This is a genomic window from Mycobacterium sp. E1747 (assembly GCF_001667775.1).
GTDB lineage: Bacteria > Actinomycetota > Actinomycetes > Mycobacteriales > Mycobacteriaceae > Mycobacterium.
The window spans coordinates 1-24,173 of record NZ_LZJI01000072.1; the positions used below are offsets into that span (position 1 = coordinate 1).

Annotated in this window: 9 protein-coding genes and 2 pseudogenes; 9 read left to right on the forward strand and 2 right to left on the reverse strand. The window is 65.5% G+C overall.

All coding sequences use genetic code 11. The features are described from left to right. Window positions 1-93 precede the first annotated feature (93 nt). Window positions 94-435, forward strand: a pseudogene (locus tag A5695_RS30185) (KR domain-containing protein); the annotation flags it as partial. A 32-nt stretch (window positions 436-467) separates the two neighbouring features. Here A5695_RS30185 and A5695_RS07415 read toward each other — a convergent pair. Beyond that, window positions 468-10,217: pseudogene (locus A5695_RS07415) on the reverse strand (type I polyketide synthase); the annotation flags it as partial. A 296-nt stretch (window positions 10,218-10,513) separates the two neighbouring features. Here A5695_RS07415 and A5695_RS07420 point away from each other — a divergent pair. The 8 genes from A5695_RS07420 to A5695_RS07455 all read left to right on the forward strand — a co-directional run bounded on the left by A5695_RS07420 (window position 10,514) and on the right by A5695_RS07455 (window position 23,343). Next, on the forward strand, window positions 10,514-11,935 hold the full coding sequence (locus A5695_RS07420; protein ID WP_068079553.1) for a condensation domain-containing protein: 1,422 nt from the start codon (window positions 10,514-10,516) through the stop codon (window positions 11,933-11,935). A 141-nt stretch (window positions 11,936-12,076) separates the two neighbouring features. Further along, window positions 12,077-15,076 (forward strand): RND family transporter, encoded by a 3,000-nt coding sequence (locus tag A5695_RS07425; RefSeq protein ID WP_197515387.1) that lies wholly within the window; start codon window positions 12,077-12,079, stop codon window positions 15,074-15,076. Between the two features lie 56 nt (window positions 15,077-15,132). Further along, on the forward strand, window positions 15,133-16,251 hold the full coding sequence (gene pe, locus A5695_RS07430; protein WP_068079555.1) for an acyltransferase PE: 1,119 nt from the start codon (window positions 15,133-15,135) through the stop codon (window positions 16,249-16,251). Window positions 16,252-16,261: 10 nt separating this feature from the next. Beyond that, window positions 16,262-17,995: an AMP-binding protein gene (locus tag A5695_RS07435; protein WP_082945893.1), complete on the forward strand. Its 1,734-nt coding sequence runs from the start codon at window positions 16,262-16,264 to the stop codon at window positions 17,993-17,995. A gap of 28 nt (window positions 17,996-18,023) precedes the next feature. Continuing rightward, on the forward strand, window positions 18,024-18,674 hold the full coding sequence (locus A5695_RS07440) for a GAP family protein (RefSeq protein ID WP_068079559.1): 651 nt from the start codon (window positions 18,024-18,026) through the stop codon (window positions 18,672-18,674). Between the two features lie 67 nt (window positions 18,675-18,741). Further along, a complete protein-coding gene (locus A5695_RS07445; protein ID WP_068079561.1) occupies window positions 18,742-19,800 on the forward strand; it encodes a dihydrodipicolinate reductase in 1,059 nt (352 codons plus the stop codon). Window positions 19,801-20,008: 208 nt separating this feature from the next. Further along, complete coding sequence (locus A5695_RS07450; RefSeq protein WP_156749509.1) at window positions 20,009-20,437, forward strand: MmpS family transport accessory protein; 429 nt, start codon at window positions 20,009-20,011, stop codon at window positions 20,435-20,437. Then, window positions 20,434-23,343 (forward strand): RND family transporter, encoded by a 2,910-nt coding sequence (locus A5695_RS07455; protein WP_068079562.1) that lies wholly within the window; start codon window positions 20,434-20,436, stop codon window positions 23,341-23,343. Before A5695_RS07450 ends, A5695_RS07455 begins: the two co-directional genes overlap by 4 nt. Here A5695_RS07455 and A5695_RS07460 read toward each other — a convergent pair. Beyond that, window positions 23,340-24,173, reverse strand: coding sequence for a DegV family protein (locus A5695_RS07460; protein ID WP_068079564.1), 834 nt, complete (start codon window positions 24,171-24,173; stop codon window positions 23,340-23,342). The genes A5695_RS07455 and A5695_RS07460 overlap by 4 nt on opposite strands.

Consider the following 24,173-nt stretch of genomic DNA (forward strand, 5'->3'; position numbering starts at 1 on the left):
GCGGAAGCCCGTCCCGACATCGCGTATGAGATCGTCGCGCTGGACACGGTGACCTTCCAAGAGCCCGAGCGGATCCGCGGGTTGCTGACCGAGGTGTCCGACGGGTTGGCCAAGGGCGACTGGACGCCACTGCCCGCCGAGATCTACCCGGTGACCGAGGCTAGGACGGCGTTTCGCCGCATGCAGCAAGCCCGGCACATCGGCAAGATCGTGCTGCAGATGCCGAATCCGCTTCAGCCGCGGGTTGATCGAAGCTATCTGATCACCGGTGGGCTCGGTGCCATCGGCCTGCACACGGCGTCGTTCCTGGCCCAGCGCGGCGCCGGTGACCTCGTGTTGACCAGCCGGCGCGTGCCCGATGCGGACGCGCAACGGCTGATTGACGAGGTCGCCGAGCGCTACAGGTGCCGCGTCCACGTCTTCACCGCCGATGTCGGCGACGAGTCCGAGGTGGCGCAGCTGCTAAATCGGATCCGCTCGGGCTCTTGGAAGGTCACCGTGTCCAGCGCGACGATCTCATACGCGATGTCGGGACGGGCTTCCGCCATCTGTTCGGGAGTCCAAATGTCGCGCTTGGCGATCTCCGCGAAGCGGCCATTACGGGCGGTTGCCCGTACGGTCGCTTCGATGAAGCCCTCGTTGGTCAAACTGTTGAGCACCACGTCGACACCTGCGCCGTCGGTGTCCGCGAGGATCTGGTCAGCGAAATCGGTTGTGCGTGAGTCGTAGACGTACTTCACACCCAGTTTGCGTAGCGCCGCTCGCTTGTAGGTGCTGGCGGTGGCGAAGACGACGGCACCGTGCTGCTGAGCAAGCTGGATGGCGGCCAGCCCCACGCCACCGCTGGCGGCGTGGATGAGCACTCGGTCACCGGGCTTCAGATCTGCCCAGTCGAACGCGAGTCGGACCGTCAGCGCCGCGGCGGGGATCGTGGCGGCGTCGACCGCACTCACTCCGTCCGGAATCGGCGCCAACAACTGGGCCGGCACGTTGAACCGGCTGGAGAACGCGCCCTGCATGAACCCGTAGACACGTTGGCCCACCTCGAGTCCGCTGACGCCGCCACCCGACTGCGTGACGACGCCGGCGAAGTCCCCGCCGATCGGCCCGGGGTCGCCCGGGTAGAGGCCCAGCACATTGAGCACATCGCGGAAATTGAGGCCCGCCGCCTCCACCCGGACCTGCACGTAGCCCTCGTCCGGCGGTGGGACGTTCGTCTCGGTCAGCCGAAGGTTGTCGATCGCACCGCGTTCGGTGGGCGCAAGGACGTAGTCGGTGGAACGCGGCACCGCCAGATGACCGCTGCGCGCCCACGGCAAGAGCCGGGAGGCCAGCAGTTTTCCTTGCCGCAGCGCGAGTTCCGGTTCGTCGGGCGGGCCGGCCAACAGGCCGGCCAGCACCACAACCGCCTCCGGTGATCCGTCGCAATCGACCAGCTTGCAGCGCAGCGCCGGTTCCTCGTTGATCGTGGTCCGCCCGAAGCCCCACAGCGCGGCCTGCACCGGGTCGACCGGTTCGCCGGACTCGGTCGCGACCGCCCGTTCGGTGACGATCCACAGGCCGTTGGGCAGTTTCACGTCGCCGCCCTGCGAAGCGTGCACGGCGCTCAGCAGGTTGGCGATTTCAGTCTCGATGCGCGCGGCGGCGTCAACACCCGACTCTTCGCCATTGCGCCCCCTGCTGCGCCAGACGACGCCGGAGACGGGCACTCCACGCTCGTGCGCCTGAGTGAGTAGCTGCCCTAAGGGCTCCGGATCGGTGGTGCGGTCGAACGGAATGCAGCCGGGCACCTTGGCTGCCAGTTCGTCGAATCCGGCGATCAACCAGGTGCCGTTCTCGGTGTCTTCCGTCGGCTCAGGCGGTGCAACCTCGTGCCAACCAAGGGTGTAGAGCAGCCGGGTGGCATCGCCGCCGAGGCCACGAAGAAGCGCCTCGCGCGGTGCACGTTTGACCGTGAACTCGCGAATCCCGCCCAAGTGACGGCCATCTCGATCGACGTAATCGAGGTCGAAGACCTGCGTTTCGCTGTCGAGCGCGCTCTCGTGCCACCGTGCGCGGCAGTAGAACCGTCGAGGCATCTTCTCCCGCAGCGTCACCTGCCCGTACCGCAATGGCAGGAACAGATCGTTGACGCCTTGTTCGGCTGCGAGAAGTGCCGGGAACGCCGGGAAGGCGACTCCGGTGCACAGGTCCATCAGCACTGGGTGCATCGGCTCGGCCCCAAGGTGTTCGGCGAGTTCTTCACCGATGACGATGTCGCCGATGGCCTCGCGCTCACCGAGCCACAGTGACTTCAGAGAACCCGACCAGGTTGGCCCCCATGCCAACTCCAAGTCGGCGAAGGTCTCGAACAACTCCTGCGGGCGCATGCGGTTCGATCGTTCGATCGCTTCTTCGAGTGGGACCGCCGCATCGGAAACGGGTTCGTCGGTGTTGTCGCCCGCGCCGCTCACGACGGTGCCTTCAGCGTTCAAGGACCACTCAACACCGCGTTCACCGTACGGGCGGCTATGCACCTGGAACTTGGATTCACCACCGTCCTGCCGCGGACGCAGGGTCAGCTGCACCTCGCGAGAACTCTTCTCCGGCAGGATGATCGGCTCGTAGAAGAAGACGTCCTTCACTCGCGCCGGCACGCCGACTGCGGCCAGCGCCATCGCTGCATATGTCGCTCCGGGTACAACGACGGTGCCATAGATCACGTGGTCGGACAGCCACGGCTGCGACTTGACGGACAACCTGCTGGTGTAGACCGAATCGCCGGAGGCGAGGTCTTTCACATTTCCGAGGATTCCGGATACCGCCGGACCGTCGACCGAGATGCTGGACGTCTTGGGCCAGAACCGGCGGCGCTGGAACGGATAGGTGGGCAATTCCAGTCTGCGATGCGGCCGACCATGCACCGCAGTGAAATTGGGGAGGTGGCCGCCGACGTACGCAGCGGCCAAGGCATCGGCGATCTGGCGCCGGTCGCCGACGCCTTTCCGTAGTGAGACGATTGCCCGCGGCGCGGCCAAATGCTCCGGCCAGACCTGCACCGCGGCCGCGGTCAGCACGGGCTGCGGTCCGATCTCCATCAACACCGAGCAGCCCAGTGCCGCCACCGTGCGCACGCTCTCGGCGAACTGGACCGGCTGGCGGGAATGCCGCCGCCAGTATTGAGCGTCGAGCGGCGTCTGGGCGGTGAGCACGGCGCCGGTCCGGTTGCAGACCAGCGGCATCGTCGGGGCGGCGGCCGGCAATTGCGCTGCATACGACTCGAATTCATCGAGCACCGGGTCCAGCAGTTCTGAGTGGAAGGCGTGACTCGTCTGCAGCTTGGTGCAACGGATCCCCTCCGCACCGAACTTGGCGACGATCGATTCCAGATCTTCGCCCGGACCCGAAAGCACGGTGTTGGGCCCGTTGTAGGCGGCGACCGACAGGCGCGGGAATTCGCCGGCCACGTCCTCGACGCGTTTGGCATCGGCGAACACCGCTACCATCTGCCCACCGTCGGGCAGGCTGCCGAACATCCGGCCGCGCTCGGCCATCAGCCGGGCGCCGTCCTCGAGACCGAACACGCCTGCCACACAAGCGGCCGCGTATTGACCCACGCTGTGCCCCAGCACCACATCGGGCTCGATCCCCCAGGACTGCCACAGCCGGGCCAGACCCATCTCGACCGCGAAAAGCGCCGGCTGCGCAAACGACGTGTGCCTCAGTCTCGCTCCGGCTTCGCCGCCGGTTTCCCGATCGGTGGCGAACAGCACTTGAAGCAACGGATGCGGCAGTAAGTCGCTGACCGCGTCCGCACAACGTGTCACGGTTTCGGCGAAAACGGGCTCGGCGTGGAACAACTCACGCGCCATCCCCGGATACTGGCTGCCCTGGCCGGCGAACAACCACGCCGTCGTCGGGTGGTGTGCGTGCTCGCCACGAACGACACCGGGCCGCAGCCGGTTCTCGGCCAATTCGGCCAGGCCGTCGCGCGCACCCTCGACAGAATCCACGACCAGCGCCGCGCGATGTTCGAAGTGTGAACGACCCGTTCCCGCGGTAAGGCACACCTCGGAGAGGTCCGCATCCGGGTGGTCGCTGAGCCAGTTCTGGTAACGCAGCGCCAGTGCCGCCAGTGCTTCCGGTGACCGCGCGGACAGTGCCAGCACCCTTACCTGTTCGTGCTGAGCTTCCGCGGACTTCGCCACGACGTCGTCGTCGAGGCCTTCGCCGGCGGGTGCAGCTCGTGTCGGAGCCTCCTCAACCAGCACGTGCGCGTTGGTACCGGTGAATCCGAAGGAGCTCACGCCGGCGCGCCGCGGCCTGCCGTTGGTCTGCCACGGCAGGGCCTCATCCACGACCCGCACGGGCAGTGAATCCCACGGTATGTGCGGGGACGGCTGCTCGAAGTGCAGGCTCTGCGGCAGGACCCCGTGTTGCAACGACAACACGACCTTGATCAAACCCGCTGCACCCGAAGCCGACTCGGTGTGCCCGATGTTCGTTTTCACCGACCCCATCAGCAGTGGCCGGTCGGCATCACGCCCGACACCGTAGGCGGCCGCGGCCGCCTGCACCTCGATCGGATCACCCAGCGGCGTGCCCGTCCCATGCGCCTCGAGGTAGTCGACGTCACCGCCGGCCCAACCGGCGCGAGCCAGTGCCGCCCCGATGAGCCGCTGCTGCGCACCGCCGTTGGGCACCGTCAAACCACTGGAGGCCCCGTCTTGGTTCACCGCGCTGCCAGAAATGACCGCGCAGATCCGGTCACCGTCGCGCTCGGCGTCGCTCAACCGCTTGAGGACGAGAATCCCGCAGCCTTCACTGCGCACGTAACCGTCGGCGGAGGCGTCGAACGTCTTGCATCGCCCGACGGGGGAAAGCATCCGCGCGCGCGAGGCGGCGATGACCGTCACCGGTGAAAGCAGAACGTTCACCCCGCCCGCCAACGCCATGTCGCAGTCACCGGAGCGCAAGGCCTGGACGGCCTGATGGACCGCCACCAACGCCGAGCTGCATGCGGTGTCGACTGCCATGGCGGGGCCCTCGAGCCCCAGCGCGAAGGCAACCCGACCGGAGATGGCATTGAGTGCATTGCCGGTGATGAAGTAGGGCTCGATCTTGTCGATCGACTCCGACGACAGCAGATGCGCGTACTCGTTGGCGGCCACGCCGGCGAAGATGCCGGTTCGGCTGCCGCGCAACGACGCCGGCGCGTACCCGGCCCTTTCGAGACCCTCCCATACGGTTTCGAGCATCAGCCGCTGCTGCGGCTCGATCCAGACGGCCTCGCGCGGCGAGATGCCGAAGAATTCGGGATCGAATCCGTCGATTTCGTCGAGGAATCCGCCGAACCGTGTGTAGGTCTTGCCCGGCGTCTCCGGATCCGGGTCGTAGAACTCGTCGATGTCGAATCGGTCCTCCGGCACCTCCCGGATTGCGTCGACCCCGTCGAACAGCAACGCCCAGAAGGCTTCCGGGTCGGGTGCCCCCGGGAAACGGCACGACACCGCAACGACGGCGATGGGTTCATCCGTGCGCGTCGCCACCGATGACGCCGGTCGTGGGGTCGGCTTGGCCTGGTCGCTGAGCTCAAGCACGTCCCCGAGCAGGTAGTCGGCCACGTCGGACAGCCGCGGGTGATCCATCGCCAGGGTGGCCGGGATCTCCTTGCCCACCCCTTGTTCGATGCGGCGCCGCAATTCGACAGCCATCAGCGAATCCATGCCGAGGTCGAAGAACCCCGCGTCCTCGCGGATCTCCGCGGCGTCGACGCGCGTCACCTCCGCTACCGCGTCACGCAGGTAGTCGGTGAGAAGTTTCTTGCGCTGCTGCACCGGGGCGGCGGTGAGCCGCTCGACCAACGGGGTCTTCCCGGCCGGCGCCAAAGCTTGCTCAGGAGAAGGCACCTCACGTTCCAACTCCGCCAGCAACGCCCGCCTACCAGCCTGCTGGTAGAGCGGCAAGAAGCGCGCCCAGTCGATGCGTGCCACGACTCCCTGTACGGGGCCAGGCGACGCAACGGGCGAGAGGACGTCGGCCAGACCCGCGAGCGCATCGGCGGGTGACAACGTGCGGACCCCGCGCTGATCCAGCCGCGCACGAGATTGCGCGTCGGCCATGCCCGCCGACCACGGACCGAAATTGACGCTGAAGCCGGGAACGCCCTGCTCGCGCAGGCGCCAGGCCAGCCCGTCGAGGAAGGCGTTTGCCGCGCCGTAGGCGGTCTGGCCGAATCCGCCCCACACCGAGGCGATCGAGGACGTGCTGATGAAGAAGTCGAGCGTCAGGTCAGCCGCCGCTTCGCTCAAATGCCAAGCACCCCAGACCTTGCCGGCGAATACACGATCGACCTCTGCGTCCTGCTGGTGACTCAGCGGGGTGGTACCGATCTCGCCCGCAGCGTGGACGATGCCGGCCAACGGTGGCAGCTCCGCCTGCACACCTGCGAGCAGGCGTGCGACGTCGTGCGCATCGGCGACATCGGCAGCGACGACGCGGACTTGGCAGCCGTGCTGTTCTCGCAGGGCATCGATGCGCTGTTGCGCAGCAGCGCTTGCCGCTCTCCGGCTGGTCAGCACCAGATTCCTCGCGCCGTGGGCGGCCAGGTACCCGGCGATCTCCAGCCCGATCGCACCCAGCCCACCGGTTACTAAATACGTTGCGTCGTCGCGCAGTTGGAGCGTCGTGCCTTCCGGCGGGTCCGCGCGCCGAACCAACCGGGGAACGTAGACCGCCTGACCACGCAGCGCGAGCTGGTCTTCCCTGATCGCCGAGCCGGGGGGCGTCGCGATCCGGTTGACGAGCTGAGACCATTCCTCGGCGGTACCTGCGCCCAGATCGGCAAGGCCGCCCCACAAGTGCGGAAATTCCAGCGCCGCGGCACGACCGAATCCCCACAGGCAGCTCTGCTGCGGTGCCACGGTGTCCGAGGCGACGACGCGCTGTGCGCAGCGGGTCACGACCCAGATAGGACTCCGGAGTTCAGCTAAGACCGCGGCGCGAAAGAGCCGCCGGGTTCCCCGGAGGATCCGGTGCTGCATCCGCAGCAGTGAGCGCATCGATGGTGTGGTCGCGGCCTCCAGGGCCGCGACATGCACGATGCGAAGCGTCGAACCCTCAGGTGCGGCAGCGCGGAACGCGTCTGCGAGCCGATCCTCGTCTGCGTCGGACATCGGCAGTCCCACGATCCGGTGCTGGTGGTTGTGTGAAACCAGCATGTCGACCAACGGCTGAACCGCGTCGGCGTCATCCCCGACGACGATCCAGCTCGATCCCTCGGCCCCTTCTGCGCGGGAGACTGCAGCAGCTGATTTGTCCCAGCGGATCTCGTATCGGTCGTCCGCGATAGACCGGGTCGTGCGCTGTTGGTTGTGTTGCGCCGCAAGCTTGGTCAGCACATTCAAGGTCTGATGATCGCCACCCGCACCGTCGAGCAGAGTCGCGAGCTCCTCGATTCGGCCGTCCTCGAGAAGGCGGACGGTCCGGGTGCGCTCGCCACGATGCTGTTGTTGCCCGGCGCGATCCGGGGTGTCGTTCCCGTTGTTCGCCCGATTGTCGCGGAACCAGTATTGACGGCGCTCGAACGGGTAGGTGGGCAAGTCGAGCTTTTGCGCGTGCGGTTGCCGCAAGGCGTCGAAGTCGGGCAGGTGACCCGAAATGTACGCGTCGGCAACCGCTTCGGTGATCTGCCGGTGGTCGGCGGTGTTTCGGCGCAGAGACGCGATTGCTCGCGGCGCGGTGGCCGGGTCAGGCCATGCGGCAAGGGCCGCGGCGGTAAGCACCGGGCGCGGGCCGAGCTCAAGCAATACCTTGCAACCCAGTTCGGCCAGGGTGCGCACGCTCTTGGCGAATTCCACCGGTTGCCGCGCGTGGCGGCGCCAATAGGCGCCATCGAGCTTCACGCTCCGGCCGAGCGCGGCACCGGAGCGATTGTCGATCAAAATCCGTTGTGGCGCCTTGAAGTCGAACCGCCCCGCATACGATTCGAATTCGTCGAGGATCGGATCCAGCAGCGCCGAGTGGAACGCGTGGCTGGTGTCCAGCCAGTCACACCGGACACCGGCGCCCGCCAGTTGGGCCACCGCCCGCTCCAGATCCGCGGCGGGTCCGGACAATACGGTGTTGGCGCCGTTGTAGGCGGCGACGGACAGGCTCGGAAACTCGTCGGTCAGGTGCTCGACCCGATCGGCGGCGGTGAAGATCGCGACCATCCGGCCGCCGGCAGGCAGGCTGCCGAAGAGGCGCCCGCGTTCGGCGATCAGCAGCGCGCCGTCTTCGAGACCGAACACGCCCGCGACGCAGGCCGCCGAGTATTGGCCGACGCTGTGACCCAGCACCACGTCTGGCTCGAAACCCCAAGACTGCCAGAGTCGGGCCAGGCCCATCTCGACCGCGAACAACGCGGGCTGGGCGTAGGTGGTCTGTTGCAGGGTCGCTTCGCCCTCGGGGCCGTCCACATCGAAAATGACGTCCAGCAACGGCTTTTCGACAATATCGGCGACCGCAGCAGCACAACGATTCAGCGTCTGCGCGAACACCGGCTCGGTGTCGAACAACTCCCGGGCCATCCCGGGATACTGGCTGCCTTGACCGGTGAACAGCCACGCCGTCTTCGGCGCGTCACGAGATTCCCCGCGAAACAGACCGGGCGCCGGGCGGTCGTCCGCGAGCGCGCCGAGTAGCTCGATGGCGGATTCCCTGGAATTGACCACCAACGCGGCGCGCTGTTCCAGGTGCGCTCGCCCCGCCCCGGCGGTGAAGCACACGTCCGCCAGGGTCGCCTCCGGGTGGGCGCTCAACCAGCTGCGATATTGATCGGCGAGCCGCACCAGCGCGGCCGGCGTTCGCGCCGACAGCGGAAGGATGCTGAACCGTGGGTTCCCGGGTCGCTCGACCGGAGCCGAGGGGACCGCTTGCTCGGGCGCTTCCTCGAGGATGACGTGCGCGTTCGTCCCGGCAAACCCGAACGAGCTGACTCCAGCAATGCGCGGCCGCCCGTTGCGTTCCCAGGCGGTGGCGTCCTTGACGACCTCCACCGCAAGCCGGTCCCACGGAATGTGGGGAGACGGGTTCTGAAAGTGCAGGTGCTGCGGCAGCAACTCGTTCTCGAGCGAGAGGATGACTTTGATCACGCCGGCGATGCCCGCGGCGGCTTCCAGGTGCCCGATGTTGGTCTTCACCGAACCCATCAGCAGCGGCTGTCCGGGGTCGCGTCCGGCGCCGAGCACCGCACCCGCGGCCTGCGCCTCAATGGGATCGCCCAACGACGTACCGGTGCCGTGCGCTTCCAGGTACCCGACGTCGCGTGGTTCGAGGTCGGCGCGCTTCAGCGCCTCGGCGATGACCCTTTGCTGGGCAACGCCATTGGGCACCGTCAACCCACCCGATGCGCCGTCCTGATTGATCGCGCTGCCGCGGATCACGGCCCGAATCCGGTCACCGTCGCGAATGGCGTCCTCGAGACGCTTGATCACGATGACGCCACATCCCTCGCCGCGCACATAGCCGTCCGCGGCCGCGTCGAACGTCTTGCACCGGCCGTCCGGCGCGAGCATCTGCGCGCTGGAGAAGGTGATCATGGTCGCCGGGGTGAGCAGCACGTTCGCACCGCCCGCCAGCGCGAGGTCGCATTCGCCCAGCAGAAGCGCTTGACACGCCTGATGGATTGCCACCAGCGAAGAGCTGCACGCCGTGTCCACGGCGACCGCGGGGCCCTGCAGCCCCAACCGGTAGCTGATCCGGCCCGCGGCTGCGGCATTCGACGTCCCGATGGCCATGTAGGCCTCGATCTCGGGGTAAGTCAGCTCGTCGGATGCCATTCCGAGGTAGTCGTGCGTGGCCAAGCCGACATAGACACCGGTATTGGTGTTAGCCAGAGCCGTGGGTGCGATACCCGCATGCTCCACCGCGCGCCACGCCATCTCCAGCAAGATCCGGTGCTGGGGGTCCATCAACCTGACCTCGCGCGCCGACATACCGAAAAACGGCGCGTCGAAACCCGTTACGTCGTCGACGAAACCCGCACGACGGGTCACGACCTTGCCCGGCGCCCCTGGTTGCGGGTCGAAGAACTCGTCCACATCCCACCGGTCCTGCGGCACCTCCGATATCGCGTCCCGGCCGTGCCGCAACACGTCCCAGAACTCGTCCGCATCCGCGGCGCCCGGAAAACGCGCCGCGTAGCCGACGACCGCAAAACCTGATGACGGCTCATTCAGACCTTCGACAGATGCCATGCGCTTGTCCTCCTTGGCCGGCCATGATGGGCCCCTCGGGGTGGCCGGCTGCGCGCTCGAAGATCATCTCCAAAGACCAGCACTACAGTTGCAGCGCCCGCACCGCGCAGCGACAGCCCGTGCGGCTGCCGGCCTGCGTCCCTCCCCGGCCGTTCGATCGAACAACGGCCCACCGGATCCGTCAGAGAGTGTAGGCGGTGATCCGCGCATGCCTGCGACGGCAATCGCCGCGAGGGTTATCTTGGGTGTCGCCGACGTGGTCGGACTGAGCCGTTCAAACCGAGGAGGACGTCGTTTTGCGCATCGGGAAGATTACGATCGGCGCACTCGATGATTGGACGTTGACCCCGGGCTCGGTCACCTCATGGCACCCGACGGCGGCCGCCAGCGAAAAGGTCCGACAAGCGCCGGTCAGCTCCGTCCCGGTCAGCTACATGCAGGGCCAACATCTTCGTAACTACTGTGAACGGGCGGCCGCGGGGCTGAACTTTTCCCGGCAGATCATCGCTACCTGTGAAGTACCCGGGAAGTGCGATGTCTCTGCCATGGACCACGCCGTCAACACCTACCTGCGCCGGCATGACACGTTCCGCAGTTGGTTCGAGCATGCCGGTAACGGCGAATTCGTCAGGCATACCACTGCCGATCCTGCTGATATCGAATTCGCGCCGGTCAATTTCGGCCCGATGACCGTCGAGGAAATACACGCTCATGTCGTCGCCATACCGAATCCACTGGAGTGGGGCTGCTTCACCTTCGGGATCATCCAGAGCGAGGACCATTTCACCTTCTTTGCCGCCATGGACCATGTCCACGGGGATGCGACGTTGATCGGCACCACGATGATGGAGGCCAACGGAATGTATACGGCGTTGAGCGGAGGCGGTCAGGCCCTCGTTCTTCCCGATGCCGGCAGCTTCGATGACTTCTGCACCCGCGAACGCGAGTACACGTCAAGCTTGACCCTGGATTCGCCCGAGGTGCGCGCCTGGATTGACTTCGCCGAAAACAACAATGGCGGTTTCCCTGAATTCCCCCTCCCACTGGGTAACCCGTTGGAGTCAAGCAGCAGTGCCATGACCTCTGAACTCCTGATGGACCCGGCACAGACGGAGCGGTTCGAATCAGCCTGCACGGCGGCAGGCGCACGCTTCGTCGGCGGCTTGTTCGCATGCTTCGCCCTGCTCGAGCACGAGTTCACGGGCGCGCTCACGTATCACGGGCTCACGCCCAGGGACTCCCGGACGGGCGCCGACAATTTCATGACCCAGGGATGGTTTACCGGCCTGATTCCGATCACCGTGCCCATTGCTGCGGCCTCGTTCGGCGATGCCGCGTGGGCGGCGCAGACATCTTTCGATTCGAGTCTGGACATGGCGAGGGTGCCGTATTACCGCGTATTGGAATTAGCCCCGTGGTTGAGCTGGCCACAGCCGAACTTTCCGGTCTCGAACTTCTTCCACGGCGGCGCCGCTCCACTCAACGCCATTCTCGCCGCGGCCGACTTGGGCCTGGCGGACAATATCGGCATCTATCCCGACGGCCGCTATTCATACCAACTGACCATCTATACATTTCGGTACGGTGAGGGCACCGCAATGGCGATCATGCATCCCGACAACCCGGTCGCCCAGAAATCGGTTTCCCGTTACCTGGCGGCGATGAAGTCGGTATGCGGGCGGGTCGCCGGTAGCGGCCACTGGGGGCGCGTCGCGTAGCGTGGAGCCACTCGATGGCTAGGGCCGTTCTGGGAGCGCGAATTCCGGTCGAACACATGACGAATCCGCGCGGCTTGACACAGCGCCGGCGAGCGTCGCCGGCGGGCGCACACGACTGCGCCGACCGGGAGCGAGGGCGATATGCGACGGTTGGCTGATTTCGTGGTGCGGTGGCCCTGGGTGGTGGTCGGGCTCTGGGTCGTGATTGCGGCCGCGCTTCCACTGACGTTGCCATCCCTGGGCGAGATGGCCCAGAAGCACCCGCTCGCTATCTTGCCCAGCGATGCACCGTCGAACGCCACCGCCCGCAAGATGACCCAGGCGTTTCACGAATCGGGTACAGAAGACCTTCTGTTGGTGGTCCTGGCCGACGACAAGGGGCTTGCCCCCCCAGACGAGGCCACATACCGCAAGCTGGTGGACGCGCTGCACCAGGACACGCACGACGTTGTGATGGTGCAGGATTTCCTCAGCACGCCGCCCCTGCGCTCGGTCGTGACCAGTAAGGATCGCAAGGCTTGGGTGCTGCCGGTCGGCGTTGCCGGCGAGCTGGGCACCCCACAGTCGTACGCCGCTTTCAATCGGATCGGCGACATCGTCACGCGCACGGTCGCGGGAACGTCCCTGACGGCAAACGTCACCGGCCCGGCGGCAACCGTCGCCGACCTCACCGTCGCGGGCGATCGGGACCGGCTTCCGATCGAGCTGGCGATCGCCGTTCTGGTGCTCATCGTGCTGTTGGTGATCTACCGCAGCGCGGTCACCATGCTGCTGCCACTGCTGACGATCGGGACATCGCTGGTGATCGCGCAGGCGGTGGTAGCGGGATACTCCCAACTGATGGGCTCGGGCGTCTCCAACCAGTCCATCGTGTTTCTGAGCGCCATCATGGCCGGCGCCGGAACGGACTACGCGGTGTTTCTCATCAGCCGTTATCACGACTATTTGCGGTCAGGCGCGGATTCCGACCAGGCGGTCAAGGGCGCATTGATCTCGATCGGAAAAGTGATCGGCGCATCCGCCGCCACCGTCGGAATCACGTTTCTCCTCATCAGCTTTGCCCGAATGGGGGTGTTCAAAACCGTCGGAGCGTCGTCGGCGATCGGGATCGGCGTGGCATTCCTGGCCGCGGTGACGTTGCTGCCGGCAATTCTGGTGCTCGCGGGGCCACGCGGCTGGGTCAAGCCACGACGTGAACTCACCGCCCGGTTCTGGCGGCGTTCGGGCATACGCATCGTGCGCCGGCCCAAGGTCAATCTGCTCGCCAGTGTGCTCGTGTTGGTCATCCTGGCCAGCTGCGCTGGCCTGGTGCGCTACAACTACGACGACCGCAAGGCCCTGCGCTCGTCGGCCCCGAGTTCCATCGGGTATGCCGCGCTGGATCGTCATTTCCCGGTGAATCAGTCCATCCCCGAATACATCCTCGTCCAATCACCGCATGACCTCCGGACGCCGAAGGCCCTTGCGGACTTGGAACAGATGGCGGACCGAGTCAGCCAACTGCCGAATATCGCCGCGGTCAGCGGCATTACGCGTCCCACCGGCAATGTGCCAGAACAATTCAGGGCCACTTATCAGGCGGGCGCGATCGGCGCCCTGCTGGCCGACGGGTCCACCCAGATCAACGACCACACCGGTGACCTCAACCGGCTGGTCGCCGGGACCGGCTCGCTGGCCAACAGCCTCGGCGATGTCCGCGGCCAGGTCAGCCAGCTCGCGGCCAGCTTGGAGGAATTGCAAAGCGCCTTCTCATCGGCCAAGAGCCAGTACACCGGCGATGCGCTGGTCAAACAGGTCGACATCGCGGCCCAGCTCGTCGATCACGTCAACTCACTCAGCAACGCCATGGGCTGGAATTTCTCGGCGGCCAAGAATGTGTTCGCCTGGATAGGCCCGGTGCTGGCAGCGCTGCAGGGTAACCCGGTCTGCGACGCCGATCCATCGTGCAGCACCACCCGCGGGACATTTGAGCAGCTGGTGGGTTCGCGCGATCAGGCAGACCTCGACGCCATCAACGATCTGGCCCATCAGCTGCAGGATTACCAGGACAAAAAGGCGCTCAAAGCGTCGACGGACCGCGTGCGGGCCGCATTGGGAAAGCTCACCAAGGTGATGCACTCGATGGGGATGGACAAACCCGGTGGCCTGCAAGCGAATTTGAACAGCATGCAAGATGGCGCAAACCGCCTCGCCGGTGGAAGCCGCCAAGTGGCCGACGCGGTGGCGCAACTCGTCGACCAAGTCAAACAGCTCGGTGCGGGACTCAGTGAGTCAGCGGCGTTCCTGTTATCGCTGAAACGGGACGCGGCGCAACCGGCAATGGCCGGCTTCAACATCCCGCCGCAGCTGCTGGGTTTGGAGGAGTTCCAGAAGGCGGCCAAGGCCTTCATTTCGCCGGACGGGCACTCGGTGCGGTATTTGGTTCAGACGAAACTCAATCCGTTCAGCACCGAGGCCATGGATCAGGTCAACGCGATCACCGCGGCGGCTCGGGGAGCACAACCGAATACCGCGTTGTCGGACGCCACCGTATCGATGGCCGGATACACCGTGGGTCTCAAGGACACCCGCGACTACTACCAACACGACATCCGGTTCATCATCGCGGCAACCCTGCTCGTGGTGCTGCTCACGTTGATCGCGCTGCTACGCGCGATCGTCGCCCCGCTGTATCTGGTCGCTTCGGTGGTTATCTCGTACTTGTCAGCGGTGGGCATCGGCGTGCTGGTGTTTCAGTACCTCCTCGGCCAGCAGTTGCATTGGAGTGTGCCCCCGCTGGCGTTCGTGGTATTGGTCGCGGTGGGAGCCGACTACAACATGCTGCTTGTTTCGCGGATGCGTGATGAATCGCCAAACAGCATGCGTTACGGCATCGTTCGCACTTTGGGTTCCACCGGCGGTGTGATCACCGCGGCAGGTCTTATCTTCGCCGCCTCCATGTGCGGCCTGTTGTTTTCCAGCATCAGCACCGTGGTGCAGGGCGGCTTCGTGATCGGTGCCGGGATTTTGCTGGACACCTTTCTGGTACGCACCATCACCGTTCCCGCCATCGCTGCGCTGGTGGGATCGGCGAACTGGTGGCCGTCACGAGTGAGGCTACGACGGCCGCCGGTGCGGCGCGCCGAGCCGCAACCCAATTAGCGCGCGCACATGAGGTGTGTGAGACTACGAGACGATTCAAGCGGTCAGGAGTAGGGATGAAGAAACTACTCGCAGGAGTCACGGTGCTGGTAACCGTCGGCGCCACAGGATGTTTCGGCGTCATCACCGCGACGGCCGACGACACGCCAATCGGAGGTCCACCGACTCCCGACGCGCCGGGGGACCAAACCGCCTTCGCCCTCGGCGGCGCTCACGTTCTTGGCATCCCTTACGACGAATACATTCGCCAGGAGGGTGCTCAATGGTTCCCCGGTCAGAAGCGGGAGATCGTCCGCTACCCCGCAGGCCAGGTTCAGGGCCACGTGCTGGAGCGGCTCTTCCCGGGCATCGGCAAAGTCGGCGATGACCTGTTCCCCGGCCTGGGGCTCGACGGCCCCAGCGTCGGCGAGTCGGTCGACGCTGGAGTGGACAACCTGGATGCGGCGATCAAAACCGGTCGCCCCGGCACGGCGATCGGCTTGTCCGAGGGCGGGTTCGTGGTCGACGGCGAGCAGGCCCGACTGGCCAACGACCCGGCAGCTCCCCCGCCGGATAAACTGAACTTCGCGACGTTCGGCGACCCGATCGGGCGTCACGCCTTCGGTCAGAGCTTCCTGACCGCCATGTTCGGAGTCGGCAGCGTCGTTCCCGCGCTCGACTACGTCATGCCACCGCCGTATGAGAGCCAGTACGACACAAACCGGTTCGTGGCCGCGTACGACTCGATCGCGGACTTCCCCGACCGGCCGGACAACATGTTCGCTCTTGCCAATACGCTGCTGGGCCTCGCCACGGGTCACACCGCGGTGGCCTTCACCAACCCGAGCATGGTGCCCCCCCAGAACATAAGGACGACGATCAACTCTCGCGGCGCCAAAGACACCACGATCATGGTCCCCGAACAGCACCTTCCGCTGGTCATGCCGCTGAAATACATCGGGATACCGGAGGACACGCTGAACAAGCTGGACGCAATCCTGATTCCCCGAGTGAACGCGGGTTACTCGCGAAACGACGACCCAGCGACCGCTCCGGTCCAGGTGGACCCGGTGCACGGCTTCGACCCAGCGGAAGTTACCGCGCCGGCCAACCAGGCGACCTTCGGCGGGGGCGCCGACCCGTTCTCGCAAATCCTCAGCGGCGCCACGTCCGTGTTGTCCCACGGCGCAGGCTGACCACGCGCCTATGTCTCAGCCAACGATTCTCTCCATGTTGCACGGACGTGCCAGCATGCGGCCCGACGACGTGGCGTACACATTCACCCGTTACGAGGACGACCGGGCGGGCGTTCCGGAGAGCCTCACCTGGTCGCAAGTGGCCCGCCGAACTCTCAATGTGGCCCAAGAACTCGGCCCGCGCGGTTCGGTCGGAGACCGGGCGGTAATCCTGGCCCCGCAGGGCCTCGACTACATCACGGCCTTCCTGGGATCCATGCAGGCCGGGCTCATCGCGGTTCCGCTGCCCCTGCCGCATCGGGGTTCGAGTCATGAGCGGGTAACGGCGGTCCTTGCCGATACGTCGCCCTCGGTCATCCTGACGACGTCCGAAGTCGCGGAAGATGTGGCCGAATACGTCGATCAAACGCGCATGGAAGACGTGCCCAAGATTATCGAAATCAATTCGATGAATCTGGACGTGGATGGCGGAAGTAGCGTCCCGACAGCTGATTTGCCCAGCCTCGCGTACTTGCAGTACAGCTCGGGCTCGACACGCACACCTACCGGCGTGACGGTCTCGCACCGTAATCTTCAGGTGAATTTCGAGCAGTTGATGCGCGGCTTCTTCGGGCAACCGCATGCCAAGGCTCCAACGAACATGACGATTGTGTCGTGGTTGCCCTTTTACCACGACATGGGTTTGGTGCTGGGGGTGTGCGCGCCAATCCTGGGCGGCTATCGCGGCGAGCTGATGAGTCCGGTTGCATTCCTGGAAAGGCCGGCCAGATGGATGCGCGCCCTGGCTGAGAATCCGTCGTCTTGGTCGGCGGCGCCCAACTTCGCCTTTGACTTGGCGGCTCGCAAGACCAGTGACAGCGACCTGGCCGGGCTCGACCTGTCGGGCGTGCTGGGCATCATCAGCGGCGCCGAACGCGTGGAGCCGGCCACTTTGAATCGCTTCGTCGACCGATTTGCTCACTTCAATTTTCGGGACGACATGCTGCGTCCTTCCTATGGCTTGGCCGAGGCAACCGTCTTCGTGGCGAATGGCACCTGGGGTGACTCGTCGACGGTTCATTTCGACCTCGACGAGCTGGCCGCGGGTCAGGCGCGGCGTTGTGCGGGGACGGGCGCCGCGCTGGTGAAGTACGACGTGCCGCAATCGCCCACACTGCGAATCGTCGACGGCGACACGAACCGCGAGTGCCCGCCGGGGTCGGTCGGCGAGATCTGGGTGCATGGCGCCAACGTGGCCGAGGGCTACTGGAATAAACCGCCGGAGGAGCAGAGCTGCTTCGGCGCAACGCTCGTCGACCCGTCCTCCGGTACTCCCGACGGACCCTGGCTGAGAACCGGCGACCTCGGTTTCATCTATTCCGGTGAGCTGTTCATTGTCGGGCGCATCAAGGATCTGCTCATCATCCGTGGGCGTAACCACTACCCGGAAGACATCGAGGCGACGGTCCAGGAGATCACGGGTGGCCGGGTCGCGGCGATATCGGTTCCGGTGAACAGTACCGAGAAACTTGTCACCGTCATCGAGGTCAAGAAGCCCGGCGATGCCGACGAGGAGGCGATGCGTTGGTTCGCCTCCGTCAGAGCCGACGTCACTTCCGCCATCTCCAATGCGCACGGCGTGAATGTCGGGGACCTCGTTCTGGTCCCGCCCGGCTCGATTCCCACCACTACAAGTGGCAAGATCCGGCGCGCCGCCTGTGTCGAGCAGTACAGCCAGCACCGATTCGCCCGCTTGGACGCCTAAGCCCGGTCGGGGCCGCCGCAGAATGGCAATGCTCGTCACTGTCCTGTTGATGGCGGTCGCCGTCAGCCTCGAGCCTTTTCGGATCGGCATGACGGTACTCATGCTGAACAGGCCCAGACCCGTGCTGCAACTGCTCGCGTTTTTGGCTGGCGGTTACGCAATGGGAATGACGGTGGGTCTGGTTGTCTTGTTCGTCTTTCGACGCACATTGCTGGGCTCTGCCCACTTCCCGTTGCCCAAGGTTCAGATTCTGATCGGGTTCCTCACGCTGTTGGTCGCGGTAGTCGTGGCCGCCGACGTCCCCGGGCGGCTGGGCGCGCACACGACGAGAATGGCGACGCCTGCTCGACGCTTGCTGAACGGACATTCGTTGTCCATCGCCGGAATCGCCGGTCTCGGGATCGCGTTGCCGTCGGTCGATTATCTCGCGGCGCTGGCCATCATCTTGACCTCCGGCACCGCAGTCCTGACGCAAGTAGCCGTGCTCTTGCTGTTCAACGTCGTGGCCTTCGCGCTCGTGGAGCTCCCGCTGCTGGCTTATCTACTGGCGCCCAGAACAACCGCAACTTCGGTGGCGGCGCTACACAACTGGATTCGATCGCGTCGTCGCCTTGACGTGGCCGCCCTACTGGCCGCGGTCGGCTGTGGGGTCCTCGCGCTCGGTGTGGCAGGGCTTTGACCTTTCCCAGGCGGCGCGTAGCCGCTGACTAATAATTGAGTTCAACCGCAGCGGCAAAGGAGCCAGCATGAGCACCGCCAGCACCGAACGTCCCATCCGCGTCATCCAATGGACCACCGGCAACATCGGGCGACGTTCGCTGCACGCCATCATCGGCAGGCCGGACATGGAGCTGGTCGGGGTGTACGCACACGGGGCGGACAAGGTGGGCGTGGATGCCGCCGAACTGGCGGGGTGGCCGGAACCGACGGGCGTGCGGGCGACCAGTGACATCGACGCGCTGCTCGCCCTGGGCGCCGACGCTTGTTGCTATAACCCGTTGTGGCCAAGCGTCGACGAACTGGTGCGGTTGCTGGAATCCGGCGTCAACGTCTGCTCCAGCGCGGCGTGGATCACCGGCGGCAAGCAGACGCCCGGGGACCGCGAACGCATCGCCGACGCCTGCAAGCGAGGCGGTTCGACGATTTTCGGCAGCGGCGCGCACCCGGGCATGACCAACACGGTGGGCATGGTGCTGTCCGGCGCCTGCGAACGCGTCGACGAAATCCGCATCACCGAGTCGGTGAACTGCTCGACGTATGAGTCTGCGCAAACCCAAACCGCGATGGGCTTCTCGCAGGATCCCGATACTCCTGGGCTGGCCGAAAGCGTGCGCCGCGAAAGCGAGGTCTTCGCCGAATCGGCCGCCATGATGGCCGACGCGATCGGGGCGAAGCTGGACCGGATGACGTTCGACGTCACCTTCACCGCCGCCACCGGGGATTCCGATCTGGGCTTCATGACGATTCCCGCGGGAACCGTGGGCGGCGTCTACGGCTACCACCGCGGCTGGGAGGGCGACCGCAACGTGGTCAGCGTGGGGTTCAACTGGACCATGGGCAGTCACGTGGTGCCGCCCAAACCGTTGGAGCACGGCCACGTCATCCAGGTATTCGGGCTGCCCAACATGCGCACCGTCCTGCACTGCCTGCCGCCCAAAGACTGGGCCGAGCCCGGGTTCATGGGATTGGGAATGATCTACACGGCCATGCCGGTCACCAATGCGGTCCCGGCCGTGGTCGCCGCCGAGCCCGGGATCGTCACGCTGGCCGATCTGCCCCCCATCACCGGCCGCGTCGCACGCTAGGCCGCACCATCAGCCGTGCGCCACATCGACGGGCCCCGGAGGAACGCTTGCGTGCACTAAGGTTTAGAGTGCTTAGCTGAGGCAAATAGTCGGAAGACAGCGGTGTCATCGACGAACTAGGTGAGCTTTGCGGCAATGCCCGGACGGCGGGCAAGCGGAAGGCGGTCAGGTGGTGGCTGGTTCAGACTCGGGTCCACGTACTGGCACCGTGACCGGTGTGCTCAAGCGGGTGTGGATACCGCTGGTTTTGGTGGTCGTCCTGTCCTTCTCGGCATTGATCGTGTCGCGGCTCCACAAGATTTTCGGCTCTCAGGACCTCAACGCGAACGCCGGCAAGGGGATCGAAATCGTGCAGTTCAACCCGAAGGTCGTCGTCTACGACATCACCGGGCCACCCGGGGCCACCGCCAACATCAACTATTGGGACGAGAACGCCAACACCCATCAGGTGAACGCGGCGCCGCTGCCGTGGTCGACCACCGTCTCGACGACCTTGCCGTCGGTCAGCGCCAACATCATGGCGCAAAGCGACAGCGGTGAGATCAGCTGCAAGATCACCGTGGACGGTGTCGTGCGCGAACAGCGGAGTTCCGACGGCCACAACGCGCAGACCTTCTGCCTGGTGAAGTCTGCATGAGCAACACGAGCAACGAGACCCAACGTGACCTGAGCGCGGCCGACACCGGTCCGATCAACGCCAAGGGCCTGTCCAAGGCCGAGCGGGGCCACCGCCCGTACCTGCCGCACGCGATCCGCATCTTTGCGGTGCCGATCATCTTGGTCTGGTTGTTCGTGACGGTCCTGGTGAATGTCATCGTTCCGACACTGGAGAAAGTGGGCGAGGCCCACTCGGCGCCGATGACGCCGCTGGACGCGCCGTCGATGAAGGCGATGATGCGGATCGGACACAACTTCCGCGAATTCGACTCCAACGGCACGGTGATGGTGGTGTTGGAGGGCCAGCAACCGCTCGGCCCCGACGCGCACCAGTACTACGACAAGCTGATTCGGCAACTCCGCCAGGACCCCAAGCACATCCGGCACATCCAGGACTTCTGGGGTGACCGGCTGACGGCGGCGGGCGCGCAGAGCGCTGATGCCAAGGCCGCCTATGTGCAGATCTACGTTGCCGGAAATCAAGGCACGACGCAGGCGAACGAATCCGTGGATTCCGTCCGCAAGGTGATCGAGGAGAACAAGGCGCCGCACGGCGTGAAGGCCTACGTCACCGGCCCCGCCGCGCTGTCCGACGACACGCACATCATCGGCAACGCCAGCCTGGCCAAGATCACGCTGTTCACGTTGGGCGCCATCGCGATCATGTTGCTGCTGGTCTACCGGTCCATCGTCACCACGCTGGTCCAGCTGTTCATGACCTTTGTCGCGCTGGCGTGTTCGCGGGGGGTCGTCGCGGTTCTGGCGTACCACGACGCATTCGGGCTCACCACCTTCGCCGCCAATATCCTCACCATGTTGGCGATCGCCGCGGGGACGGACTACGGCATCTTCCTGATCGGCCGTTATCAGGAGGCGTTGGCCGCAGGTGAGGACCGAGAAACCGCGTACTACACCACGTTCAAGGGTGTCGCACCGGTCATCTTGGGGTCGGGCCTGACGATCGCGGGCGCGACCTATTGCCTCAGTTTCTCGCGGCTACCCTGGTTCAGCACCATGGGGCCGCCCGTGGCGATCGGCATGATCGTCGTGGTGCTGGCCGGCGTCACACTGGGGCCCGCGGTGGTCTTCGTCGGCAGCCGCTTCCACCTGTTCGAGAGGCAGGCCAAGCGAGGCCGGCTGTGGCGCCGGGTGGGTACCGCCGTAGTACGTTGGCCGGCACCGATTTTGGCCGTCAGCGCCGCGGTCGTGCTGGTCGGCATGACCGCCTTGCCGAGCTTCCACACGAGTTACAACGACCGCCATTACCTGCCGTTGTCAGCGCCATCAAATCAAGGACAAGAGGCCGCGAACCGGCATTTCTCCGAGGCGCGGATGAACCCGGACCTGTTGATGATCGAATCCGACCACGACATGCGAAACCCGGCCGACATGCTGGTGCTGGACCGGGTGGCCAAAAACGAGATGCGCACGCTGGGCGTCGCCATGGTCCAGGACATCACCCGGCCGCTGGGCATTCCGATCCAGCACAGCTCGATACCGTTTCAGAACAGCGTCCAGAGTCAGACGACGATGCAGAACATGGCCTTCCTCAAGGAACGCATCGCCGACATCCTGCGGATGGCCGACGACCTGCAGACCCAGATCGACACCACGCAACGCCAATACGAGGTGTCGCTAGACCTGGCCAACGCCGCCGACGACAGCGCGAAGACCACCGCGGTGACATCGGAGATCACCGACACCCTGCGTAACCACATCGCGGATTTCGACGACACCTTCCGGCCGATACGCAGCATCTTCTACTGGGAGCGGCACTGCTACGACATTCCCGTCTGCATCGGATTGAGGTCCCTGTTCGACACATTCGACGGGTTCGACCAACTCGCCGAGCAATTCCATTACCTGACAACCGATATCCAGCACACCGCCAAAGCCTCACGCGACCTGACCGCGCTATTTCCCACGCTGATCACCACGCTGAAGACCACCAGGGGCATCACGCTCACCCTGTATCAGACGTTCAAAGCGATGATCGACCAGATGGAGGCGATGAGCAACACCGCGATCGTGATGGGTCAAAGCTTCGACGCATCGAAGAACGACGACTTCTTCTACCTGCCGCCCGAGGCCTTCGACAACCCGGACTTCCAGACCGGCCTTCGAATGTTCTTGTCACCGGACGGTAAATCGGCGCGGTTCTTCATCACGCATCAGGGCGATCCGATGTCGCCGGAGGGCACTGCGCAAGTCGACGCCGAACGCACCGCCGCGCAGGAGGGTCTCAAGCAGTCGTCGCTGTCCGACGCCCGGGTCTATCTGGGCGGAACCGCCGCGACGTTCAAGGACATGGGCGACGGCGAGAAATACGATCTGATGATCGCCGTGGTGTCCGCCTTGACGCTGATCTTCATGATCATGCTGCTGCTTACCCGCAGCGTGGTAGCCGCGTTGGTGATCGTCGGCACCGCGGCCAGCTCGATCGCAGCGTCGTTCGGCCTGTCCGTGCTGATTTGGCAGGACCTGTTCGGCATCAGGATCCACTGGATCGTGATGGCGCTGTCCGTGATCATCCTGCTGGCCGTCGGATCCGACTACAACCTGTTGCTGGTCTCCCGGTTCAAAGAAGAGATCCATGCCGGCCTCAAGACGGGAATCATCCGGTCGATGGCGGGTACCGGTGGGGTGGTGACGGCGGCCGGTCTGGTGTTCGCGTTCACCATGGCGGCCATGTTGGGCAGCGACTTGCGGGTGCTGGGGCAGTTCGGTTCGACGGTGTGCATCGGTCTGCTGCTCGACACGCTCGTCGTGCGCACGTTGCTGATGCCGTCGATCGCGACGCTGCTGGGCCGTTGGTTCTGGTGGCCGCGGGTGGTGCATCCACGGGGCGACAACGCTCGGCGGTCGGTGGCGGCAGCCTCCGCCTAAGGCGTCGGCGGCTGGACGACGACGGCGACGGCTCCCGCGCCGACGTGCAGTGCCAGCACCGGACCCAACGGGGTGATGATCGCCGGCTCGCAGGCCGGCAACCGCCGCGCCAGCGTCGCGGCCACCTCCTTGGCGCCGTCCGGGTTGGCGACGTGGTGCACCGCCAGGGCGGCGGGGCCGTCGCCGACAACCTCGCAGACCCGGTCGATCATCGCCTCCGTCGCGTGGCTGATGGTGCGCACCCGTTGGGCCAGAACGAGTTTCCCGTCGTCGATGCGCAGTAACGGCTTGAGTGCGAGCGCGGTGCCCAGCCACGCCTTGGCACCGCCGATCCGCCCGCTGCGGCGCAGGTTGTCCAGTTGATGCACCACCATGAACGCATGGGTCTGCCGCGCGGCCGAATTCGCCGCCTCGGCGACGGCGTCAAGGTCACCACCCGCGGCCGCAACCCGCGCGGCCGCCAACGCCACGAAACCGGTGCCCATCGCGGTCGACTTCGAGTCGACGACGCGCACGTGGGGGTCCAGGTCGGCGGCGGTCCGTTGCGCGGCGCCGCAGGTGCCCGACAGCGCGGACGAGATGTGCACCGCCACCACGCCGTCTCCGCCGCTGTCGGCCAACGCTTGCTGATACGCGTCGGCCAGTTCGGCGGGTGTGGCCGCCGCAGTGGTCGCGTGGCGCTGGTAGATGTCTTCCGGGATCTGATCCACACCGTCCCGCAGATCGACGCCGTCGAGCAGAATATGCAGCGGGACAACGCGAATCGCCCACTCGTCCAGCAAGTCGGGAGGCAAGCGCGCCGACGCGTCGGTCACCACAACGACAGACAC

What these genes read in the sequence shown, in the direction of transcription:
- A5695_RS07425 (WP_197515387.1), top strand. Translation starts at nt 12,077, where the DNA reads ATGCGACGGTTGGCTGATTTCGTGGTGCGGTGGCCCTGGGTGGTGGTC.
- pe (WP_068079555.1), top strand. Translation starts at nt 15,133, where the DNA reads ATGAAGAAACTACTCGCAGGAGTCACGGTGCTGGTAACCGTCGGCGCC.
- A5695_RS07435 (WP_082945893.1), top strand. Translation starts at nt 16,262, where the DNA reads ATGTCTCAGCCAACGATTCTCTCCATGTTGCACGGACGTGCCAGCATG.
- A5695_RS07440 (WP_068079559.1), top strand. Translation starts at nt 18,024, where the DNA reads ATGCTCGTCACTGTCCTGTTGATGGCGGTCGCCGTCAGCCTCGAGCCT.
- A5695_RS07445 (WP_068079561.1), top strand. Translation starts at nt 18,742, where the DNA reads ATGAGCACCGCCAGCACCGAACGTCCCATCCGCGTCATCCAATGGACC.
- A5695_RS07455 (WP_068079562.1), top strand. Translation starts at nt 20,434, where the DNA reads ATGAGCAACACGAGCAACGAGACCCAACGTGACCTGAGCGCGGCCGAC.